The following is a 9,227-nucleotide window of genomic DNA, read 5'->3' on the forward strand; positions in this document are numbered from 1 at the left end:
CATTAAATCTAGTTAAATTTTCATATTTCATGGGACTAGTATAAACAATTTTTTACTTTCGCAAGAGGTCTATTATATAAGCGCTTAATATTTACAACAGTTGCTTGAAGAATACTGAAAATTAAATTTTTCTCAGCTTAACAACAAAAGCATTTAATATAGGGTGCAAACAAAATGAGAAAAATGCCATGAAAATGTATCAAGTCGATGCCTTTAGCCATGAACTCTTTAAAGGCAATCCTGCTGCTGTGATTGTGCTTGAAGAGTGGCTAGATGATGCTTTAATGCAAAATATTGCTTTAGAGAATAATCTTGCTGAAACAGCTTTTGTCAAACAGCGCGATGAGCAAAACTTTGAGATTCGTTGGTTTACTCCAACAGTTGAAGTTGATTTTTGTGGGCATGCCACCTTAGCCAGTAGTTTTGTATTATTTAAAGATTTTGTGCAGAGCAAAAACATTTCTTTTCATGTGAAAAATTTAGGTGTTTTTGAAGTTGAACAGGCGATAGATGGCAAAATTTTGATGAATTTTCCAATACGCCGTGCCCATTTAGTCAAAGATGTGCCTGTATTGTTGCGTCAGGCACTGACCAAACCGTTTAAAGCAGTGTATGTCAATGAGCAAGCCTATATTGTGATGTATGAATCTACACAAGACGTGCTAGAGGAGTGCCCAAATTTTGAATTGCTTAAAAGTTTAGGTCAAACACGTACTGCAATTACATCAGACGCCTCGGCGTTGGATGTTGCCATTACCAGTCATCATCCATCTTATGATTGCGTATCACGTTACTTTGCCCCTGCCAATGGTATTGCCGAAGATCCTGTGACCGGTTCTATTCACACTGCGATTATGCCGCTTTGGGCTGAAATTTTAGCAAAAGATGAATTGGTGGCTTATCAAGCTTCACCAAGGGGTGGGACTTTATATGGCAAGCTACTCGGCAATGAGCGCATTGAAATTTCAGGTTATGCACGTTTGTTTATGCAAGCTGAGATCTATGTATAAAAAAAAGCCCCGTGGGGCTTTTTGATTAATCATGTGGTTTGTGTTCATGTTTATGCGCATGATGCTCTTCAGTGCGACGAAAACGTAAGTAGTTTTCAAACTGATCGCAATATTCGTCGTAGTTGTCCTCAAGCATCAACTGAAATTGTTGCAATAAGTACGACATCACTTGCTCTTTGGCTGCGCGCATTTCTTCGCCATCTTTAAAATTGTTGGCAGCGACCCACGTGTTAAAACGTGATGCGGCAAACAACATGGCAGAGCTGACCTGACCACGACGATCATGAGGCTTTACAGTTGAGCCTTTTTCAATGCTACAAAACTCATTGGCTTGTTTAATAAACGCATCAGCACGTTCAAAGAAAGCCGCATTTAACGCTTCTTCTTCGGTTACATCGGTTGCTTCAATCTTTTGAACCATGAACTGTTCCTAAACATCAATTTCAAAGCCGCCATTATAGGCAAAGCCTTGCAGAAACTAAACCTTTGCCTTAATCTAAAAATAGCCTAAGTCTTATTTGCAAGGACGACCATGAAAGATAACGCAATTGCCATACAAAACCTAAAAAACGATATTGCAGTGTTGCGCCAACAAGTGTGGCCACCCCAAGATCTCGCCCATGTGGAAGATTTACCCATTTATTATGCCAATGCCGAAGAAGTGGCACGCTACTACAGTCAGTGGCAAGGCTTGATTGAGCGTGCACAAGAGTTGTTTGAGCCGTTTATGGCAGATGAAGACGAAGTAATCGATGCCATTCATTTGCCCAGCCATTTAAATTTGCCCCTGTTTTATTTTCACGTCGATCGGATTCGGATTAATAAAACCCGTGCCAAAGAATCCAAAACATTTCGTGGGGTGGCCAGTTTGATTGAAAAATGTGGTCAATTTAGCGAACGTGAAATTTTTGCCATGCAAGATTGGTTAGCCACCGACAGTACCGCAGCTTTAGTGGCACATCGTGAATTTATTGATTTACGTACCTATGTGTTTCAACATAAACAAAGTGACTACACCCGCACCCGATTTTATGTCAATGGGATTGTATTAAGTGTTGAGCCAGACTTTGAATTGGTAGATGCGCGTGATAAACCACGTAAACAACGTAACGACAGTTATACCGACCCGATTGCCGACAATGGTACGTGGAAAATCTTTGCCAAAAACCGCTAAAACAATAACACATGTTGATACAAGGCCATGTTAGCTTATAAGCCACAAAACAACAAAAAAAGATGCTTATGCCAACATGGATTGCGGTGTTTTATGCCATTTTTTTAATTACAAGCAGTATATGGGTGGTCTTACTGCTTTGGATTCAACAGCCTATTGCACTATGGGTGAGTGTGATTTTGATTGCTGCATGGCTGATTTTTGCAGCTCTGTGCTTTTATTTTCGGCATGTTAATTTGCCCAACTTAAAATGGCTACATGCAGCTTATATGATGGCTTTGACAGGCGTTATTGGCGGCTTTTTTTTAATGACACCTCAAAATGATCGGGTTTGGGAACCCAATGTTGAGCGTTTGGCAAATTATCGTTTTGTTGATGGTCAGGTGGAAATTCACAATGTACGTAATTTTATTTGGCAAGATCAAGACACTTACATAACCCAATGGGAAACACGGCGTTATGCCTTAGAGAACATCCAAAGTGTTGATTTAATTGTGTCGCATTTTATTGCCGGCCCTGTAGCACATGCCTTTATTAGTTTTAGTTTTGCAGATGGTCAGCATTTGGCTTTTTCTTTAGAAGTGCGCCAAGAAAAAGACGAAGGTTTTTCTGTATTGGGTGGTTTTTTTCGTCAATATGAATTGGCATTGGTGGTGGGCGATGAAAATGACGTCATCTATGCGCGCAGTAATATTCGCGATGAAGATGTATATATTTATCCAATCAAAATTCAAAACACGCAAATGCAAATGTTGTTTTTAGAATATCTCAATCAAGCCAATCGTTTGAATCATCAGCCACGTTGGTACAATACTTTAGTGAGTAACTGCACCACCATTTTATTTGATTTAATGGAATATGCCATGGGCAGTGTGCCGCGCGATTATCGTGTCTTGTTACCGGGCTTGCTACCTCATTATATGTATGATCATGGGCAACTTGATCCGCGTTTTACCTTAGATGAATGGAAACAACGGGCACATGTTAATCCTAAAACCGCGCATTTAACACAAGGACCTGATCAATTAACTCCGCCATTTTCTGAGTTGATTCGTGATTACTAAAGCCCTGCATCGGCATGGGTACTAAAGTGTTGTAAGGCTACATGCGCGCGTGATAACACCTGTTGCTGTTGAGCTGCAATCCAACCGATGGCAAACCAATATTCACGGCGCTTTTTCGCTAAGATTTTAAAGTGTTCTTCAGCAACACATAAATCATTAAATTCACCGAGCACTTCTTGCAAAGGTTTAAGCGCTTTTAAATAGCGTTTTACGTGCTTGGGCTTAAATAGACTATGGGTAAATTCAAGGCTATAACGCAACTGTTTGACCTGTTTGCGTAATTGGTGTTTTTGTTCGGTGCTTAATTGCATAAAGTTGTCACTTTGAGCGGTGATTTTACGCTGTAATTTGCCGATCTGTTTAGCTGCTAAATGGGTTAAATCTTGTGATGAATCTGTGACACTGGCGTGTTGGCTAAAGTTGAGTAAGTCTAACCACAATAAACTACTACTTGGCTCACGAAAGTATTGGCTTAAATCGTGGTTTTTGTGCTTGGGCTCAGGCAGTGAGTCAAAAGGGGCTCCGGCATGTTGCAACGCAGGCAGTACATCGCTGACGATGGCATCATAATCACGGGTGCTACCTAAGTGCTGAAACAAATTTTTAAGTTGCTGCTGCCATAAACTTAGATCATGTGTTGTCCAATCGGCAAAGCTTTTTAAAGCACTGCGTAAACGTCGAATACCCACCCGTAGCTGATGCACATGGCTTGCTTGATAATTACCGCGGGCAATGGCAGAAGCATTGGGTAACATATGTTGCAAACAAGAACTGATCATCTGTTTTAATGCCAATTCGGCACTGTGCGTTTGGTTTAAAATAAAGCTTTGAGCATAGGTTGCCGCTTGCGGCTGAGTATTTAAAAGCGCATAACCACGAGCCGCTTTACTTTGCACGTCCAAATATAAATGGTACTGCTTGACCCAAGGCTGAAGACATGCGATTAAATCGCTGATTTGTCCTTTTTTAAGCTCAAATTCAATTTCTGATATTTTGACTTTTTGATGGGCTGCAATGAGCCAACCTTGATCTAAAGCTATTTCAATGTGGCTGTCGCCGTGGTTCATCTGTAGATTGAGCCGTTTGACTTCGGTACGAAATTGTAAGATCAACGGTTGTTTGGTAGCCAACACAGGCTTTAATAGCGCTTGTGCCTGTTTATTTTTAACATAGCGTTTTAAATCAATCCCGTTCGGCTTTTCATCAAGTGTCTCTTCAATTTCAATGCGTTTTGCATGATGTGAACTAGGCGCTTTTAAGGTTTGTGTCCATACTTTATTTTCAAGGCGTTGCCGTAATGAAAGTTGGGCTTTGCTGAGTGCTTGGCTGGGGGTATCGTAATAATAAGCAGCCAGTTGGATCAGCTTGGGCTGTTGTTCTTGTATGGCGTGGTGTAGTTTAGAATATTGTGTTGCTGGAATATGAAATTTTAATTCGATCTCAGACATCACATGGGCTCATTTTTATTGTATTAAGATGACTATACAAAAATAAACCCATGCTTGTTAAGTTAAACCCATCATTATTTTAAAAATTTACGACTTAACATAAACTGCGCTGCGGTTTCTAAAACCCGTTCGGCATACACTTCTTGCTTGGCGGTAAGCCAACCTAAGACAAACCAATCGCTCGCTGCCAATTCAGTTTCTTGTAAATATTGGCTTGCAAGATTTAATAAATGATATTGTTCGGCGGCATTGGCAGCATCGTTTAAGGCTTTACTATATTTTTGCAGGCTTTTTACATCGTAAATTTGCGTTAATAACGGAAAACTAAATTTTAATTGCTGAATGTTCTGTATTAGCGCGTCCATGCTGCTTAAATCATGCACATCTGCATGGTTTAAACTCTCTGTCAGTTGTTTATAGTGCAATTGTAAGCTTTGTTGCGCGCTGCTTTTTACATCGAGTGCAGGGCTTGTTGCTTGATTTAAGCTAAAACTTAACAGCTCTAAAAAGTGATGTACATTTTGGCTAGAGCGTACCAAGTGTTGCAATTTTTCCGTGGCAAATAAAATATCTTGCGCCAAACTTGCCGTAGTTTTGGGGTTTTGCAATAACTGATTGAGCGTGCTTTGCATGTGTTGTAAATGTTTAAGCTGCTCAAATTGACCTTTAAATGCCGCCAATTGATGCGCCCATTTATCATTAACATCACAGCTCCAATCTTTAAACAACAACACGCTTAAATGCAATTGATCTAAAGCCTGATGTGCCTGCTGAATATGGGCTTGAGTGGCAACACCTGCCGACATGGCGGCAATATTGGGCAGGAGGGATTGCATTTGCTGCGCCACCAAACTGCGTATATTGGCATCACTGCTGTCTTTTTTTGACAGGAGTAAGTCTTTTGTGGCTTTGGCCGGACTTACCGTTAAACCCTCTGCCAAAAGATTGCCAAACTCCGCTTTACTGCGTACATCAAGCCAAAGTTGGTATTTTTTGACCCATTCAAAACAAAAATTTAATAAATCATGTACGTTGCCAGTTTTGAGTTCAAATTCGACTTCGTAAACCACTTGAACTCGATCTTGGGCGCGAATTTCGCCAATATCTAAACTGACCTCAATTTGGCTGCTTGCATAATCCATGAGGCGTACAGTACGGGAAATATCAGTTTCAAAAATCAGTTGTAATTGAGTAAAGTCATGTTCTAAAGCATTGCTTAATAACTGTTTCGCTTCAGGGATGTGGTCATAAATACTTAAATCTAAGTGTGGTGCTTGTGGCAGTGCACCTAAATCATGGTTATGTTCAAAGCGTGCCAAATGACTGCGGCTGGCTTTAAAAGTTTGTACCCATGATGACCCTTCTAAACGCTGACGAATTGCTGCGCGTGCCTGAGCCAATTTTTTATCAGGTGTATCGTAATATTTGGCTTGTAATTGAATCTGTTCAGATTTTTTAGGATCTAAAGCTTTCATCAGTGCCACACGGCGCGCTTCAGGGATCTGAAATTTAAGTTCAATTTCAAGCATAACCATCACTTCTGTAAAAAACAGTGCTCATTGTAACCAAAAAATGAGCCAAGAACAGACTTGACCTTTCACCAAGATACAATACAAGACACAGATTTTATCGAGCACTAAATCTAGTCAAGTGATGCATGATGATCCAAACAGCCAACTGTTTATTTAAGAGGGTTCATGATTTTAGGCTTTTGACTTAACTCAGCAGCATTAGATGAGTTCCGTTAAATTGCATGTTTTAGAGGTAAGTCCAGAGCGTTTGCGGCAAGATTGGTCTAAAAAATCAGAGTTTAGGGAAAATTAAGCGCCAATAAAGCATGCCTGTACACAACCATCTTTTGCTTGCTTTAGAACAGTGCCATAATGGCTTATTCCTTAAATTTAGAGTGTTTGGCACATGCGCGGCTTATACCTGATTACCAATGATGATCCCATTGAACTCCTTTTGGCAAAATTAGAAGGGGCAATGGCAACTTATGAAGTTGCAGTATTGCAGTATCGTCGTAAACAAGTGCCAAAAGAACAACAGGCCTATGAAATTGAGTACATGAAACATTTATGTAGCCAATATAAAATCCCATTTGTGATTAATGATGATTTAGAAGCCGCCGTGCACTATGGTGTAGGGGTACATTTGGGGCAAGATGATGGCTCAATTGTAGAAGCCGTTGCACGTTTACCCAAAGGTGTGTTGATTGGGCGTAGCTGTAACAATTCACTTGAATTGGCGAAGCAAGCCATTGCCGATGGGGCAAATTATGTGGCGTTTGGTGCAATCTTTGCGACAGACACCAAGCCAGAAGCGGGCAATATTGGCTTAGATACTTTAAAACAAGCCAAAGCTCAGCTGAATGTACCCATTTGTGCCATTGGTGGTTTAACGGTTGAAAACTCACAAGAAGTGATTGCCGCTGGCGCTGATTTATGTGCTGTGGTGAGTGATGTATTGGGGCGTTCTATGTCAACCGTAGGTCAGCGTGTCTATGATTGGTCAGAGTTATTTGCTAAATAAGCCTGATTTTTTTATTTTTTGAGTTGAGTGATTTTCATGAGTTTGTCTGCAAAGCAAGAACAATTATTTAAACAAGCCAGTAAACATATTCCAGGTGGCGTCAATTCACCGGTACGTGCCTTTAATGGCGTCGGTGGTACACCGGTATTTATTGAAAAAGCACAAGGTGCTTATTTGTATGATGTCGATGGCAAACGCTACGTTGACTATGTGGGTTCATGGGGGCCGATGATTTTAGGTCATGCGCATCCCGAGATTATTAAAGCAGTACAAACTGCGGCTGTAGATGGTTTAAGCTTTGGTGCGCCAACCGTACATGAAACCACATTGGCTGATATTATTTGTGAAATCATGCCATCGATTGAATTGGTGCGTATGACCAACTCAGGTACAGAAGCCACCATGACCGCGATCCGTTTGGCGCGTGGTTATACTGGTCGTGACAAAATTGTGAAATTTGAAGGCTGCTACCATGGTCACTCAGATTCACTCTTGGTGAAAGCGGGTTCAGGTTTACTTACCAGTGGTGAAGGTGAGGCGACCTCTGCAGGTGTTCCGGCTGATTTTGCCAAACATACGTTAACGCTACCCTACAATGACATTGCCACATTAAAAGAATGCTTTGCTAAATTTGGTGCAGAAATTGCAGGTGTGATTGTTGAGCCTGTGGCAGGCAATATGAACTTAGTGGCACCAATTGAAGGCTTTTTACAAGCCATTCGCGAAGTGTGTGATGAACACGGCTCGGTCTTTGTTATTGATGAAGTGATGACTGGTTTTCGTGTGGGTTTAGGTGGGGCGCAAGCACATTATGGCGTGACCCCTGATTTAACCACATTAGGTAAAATCATTGGTGCAGGCTTACCCGTGGGTGCATTTGGTGGTAAACGTGAAGTGATGGAATGTATTGCACCACTGGGTAAAGTTTATCAAGCTGGTACCTTGTCGGGCAACCCATTGGCCATGCGCGCAGGGATTGAGATGTTTAAGCATTTACGTGCTGAAGGTTTTTATGAAAACCTCACAGCAAAACTTGCCAAACTCTTGGTTGGCTTGCAAGCAGCAGCCGATGAAGCTGGTATTGCCTTTAAAACGCAACAAGTGGGTGGCATGTTTGGTTTGTATTTTACTGACCAAGACGACATCACCAGCTTTGATGCCATGCTCAAATGTGACGTGGCGGCATTCCGTCAATTCTTCCATGGCATGTTAACGCGTGGGGTGAATTTAGCACCGTCGGCATTTGAAGCAGGCTTCTTCTCAAGCGCGCATTCAGATGAAGACATTGAGTTTACCATTCAAGCGGCGCGTGACACTTTTGCTCAGATGAAAGCTTCAGCTTAAACTCAAATTAAACAGGAAAAGCCCGTTTTAAGCAGCGGGCTTTTTTATCGGCTTTATATGGTGGAATCAACCTATGCAGACCAAACATTATTTAACCTTAAGCGATGCTGAGTTTTTACTTGAGCAGGCTTACCAATATGCATGTACCCAAAACTTTAATGTCAGTATTGCTGTGGTCGATGACAGTGGTCATGTGCTTGCCATGAAACGTATGGATGGCGCATCGCCAATGACTGCCAATTTATGTTTAGAAAAAGCCAAATGTTCGGCTGTTAGCCGTCGTCCCTCTAAACTGTTTGAAGATTTAATTAAAAATGGTCAGACGGGCTTTTTAACCATGCACAGCCTAAGTGGTATGTTAGAAGGGGGTGAGCCGATTCTGTATCAAGGGCAATTGGTTGGAGCAATGGGTGTGTCGGGTGTAAAATCGGTACAAGATGCTGAAATTGCTCAATATGCTATTACACAGTTTTTAATACAAACAGACAGTACAGCATCATAAGTACCCTTACATTGAGATACCACCTTATTGCTTAGAAAATAGGTGGTATTCATATTCAATGGCGATTGCTGAATACTAGATCTCTTGCGAAAGTTAATTTAAGAGCATCCAATTCACCATTCCAGCAATTAAATTCATTCTTAGACCAAAGCG

At 41.2% G+C, this 9,227-nt stretch carries 9 protein-coding genes; 6 read left to right on the top strand and 3 right to left on the bottom strand.

The window, feature by feature from the left end; translation table 11 throughout:
- Window positions 1–188: 188 nt before the first annotated feature.
- Window positions 189–1,010 (top strand): PhzF family phenazine biosynthesis protein, encoded by an 822-nt coding sequence (locus Q0017_RS12325; RefSeq protein ID WP_298147295.1) that lies wholly within the window; start codon window positions 189–191, stop codon window positions 1,008–1,010.
- 25 nt (window positions 1,011–1,035) lie between these two features.
- Here the strand turns inward: Q0017_RS12325 and Q0017_RS12330 are convergent, their stop codons facing one another.
- Entirely contained in the window at window positions 1,036–1,431 is a 396-nt protein-coding gene (locus Q0017_RS12330) for a DUF3144 domain-containing protein (protein ID WP_297423016.1), read from the bottom strand.
- A 111-nt stretch (window positions 1,432–1,542) separates the two neighbouring features.
- Between Q0017_RS12330 and Q0017_RS12335 the strand changes: the two genes are divergently transcribed.
- Window positions 1,543–2,184: a hypothetical protein gene (locus Q0017_RS12335; protein WP_298147298.1), complete on the top strand. Its 642-nt coding sequence runs from the start codon at window positions 1,543–1,545 to the stop codon at window positions 2,182–2,184.
- A 68-nt stretch (window positions 2,185–2,252) separates the two neighbouring features.
- Window positions 2,253–3,248, top strand: a complete 996-nt coding sequence (locus Q0017_RS12340) for a DUF4105 domain-containing protein (RefSeq protein ID WP_298147304.1) — start codon at window positions 2,253–2,255, stop codon at window positions 3,246–3,248.
- On the opposite strand, the gene Q0017_RS12345 is transcribed toward Q0017_RS12340, so the two are convergent.
- Both Q0017_RS12345 and Q0017_RS12350 read right to left on the bottom strand, forming a co-directional pair.
- Window positions 3,245–4,696 (bottom strand): CHAD domain-containing protein, encoded by a 1,452-nt coding sequence (locus Q0017_RS12345; protein WP_298147308.1) that lies wholly within the window; start codon window positions 4,694–4,696, stop codon window positions 3,245–3,247. The genes Q0017_RS12340 and Q0017_RS12345 overlap by 4 nt on opposite strands.
- Before the next feature lie 74 nt (window positions 4,697–4,770).
- Window positions 4,771–6,225 (bottom strand): CYTH domain-containing protein, encoded by a 1,455-nt coding sequence (locus tag Q0017_RS12350; RefSeq protein ID WP_298147311.1) that lies wholly within the window; start codon window positions 6,223–6,225, stop codon window positions 4,771–4,773.
- A gap of 388 nt (window positions 6,226–6,613) precedes the next feature.
- Here Q0017_RS12350 and thiE point away from each other — a divergent pair, with 388 nt between their 5' ends.
- From thiE to Q0017_RS12365, 3 genes are all read left to right on the top strand, one after another.
- Window positions 6,614–7,228 carry a thiamine phosphate synthase gene (thiE, locus tag Q0017_RS12355; RefSeq protein ID WP_298147314.1) on the top strand — a complete coding sequence of 205 codons (615 nt, stop codon included), beginning with the start codon at window positions 6,614–6,616 and terminating at the stop codon, window positions 7,226–7,228.
- A gap of 36 nt (window positions 7,229–7,264) precedes the next feature.
- A complete protein-coding gene (gene hemL / locus Q0017_RS12360; protein ID WP_298147319.1) occupies window positions 7,265–8,572 on the top strand; it encodes a glutamate-1-semialdehyde 2,1-aminomutase in 1,308 nt (435 codons plus the stop codon).
- A gap of 73 nt (window positions 8,573–8,645) precedes the next feature.
- Complete coding sequence (locus Q0017_RS12365) at window positions 8,646–9,074, top strand: heme-binding protein (RefSeq protein ID WP_298147322.1); 429 nt, start codon at window positions 8,646–8,648, stop codon at window positions 9,072–9,074.
- The last annotated feature ends 153 nt before the right edge of the window (window positions 9,075–9,227 follow it).

The sequence above is a fragment of the uncultured Acinetobacter sp. genome (assembly GCF_947624825.1).
GTDB lineage: Bacteria > Pseudomonadota > Gammaproteobacteria > Pseudomonadales > Moraxellaceae > Acinetobacter.

Coding starts and splice junctions, on each gene's coding strand:
- Q0017_RS12325 (WP_298147295.1), top strand. CDS start 189: ATGAAAATGTATCAAGTCGATGCCTTTAGCCATGAACTCTTTAAAGGC.
- Q0017_RS12330 (WP_297423016.1), bottom strand. CDS start 1,431: ATGGTTCAAAAGATTGAAGCAACCGATGTAACCGAAGAAGAAGCGTTA.
- Q0017_RS12335 (WP_298147298.1), top strand. CDS start 1,543: ATGAAAGATAACGCAATTGCCATACAAAACCTAAAAAACGATATTGCA.
- Q0017_RS12340 (WP_298147304.1), top strand. CDS start 2,253: ATGCCAACATGGATTGCGGTGTTTTATGCCATTTTTTTAATTACAAGC.
- Q0017_RS12345 (WP_298147308.1), bottom strand. CDS start 4,696: ATGTCTGAGATCGAATTAAAATTTCATATTCCAGCAACACAATATTCT.
- Q0017_RS12350 (WP_298147311.1), bottom strand. CDS start 6,225: ATGCTTGAAATTGAACTTAAATTTCAGATCCCTGAAGCGCGCCGTGTG.
- thiE (WP_298147314.1), top strand. CDS start 6,614: ATGCGCGGCTTATACCTGATTACCAATGATGATCCCATTGAACTCCTT.
- hemL (WP_298147319.1), top strand. CDS start 7,265: ATGAGTTTGTCTGCAAAGCAAGAACAATTATTTAAACAAGCCAGTAAA.
- Q0017_RS12365 (WP_298147322.1), top strand. CDS start 8,646: ATGCAGACCAAACATTATTTAACCTTAAGCGATGCTGAGTTTTTACTT.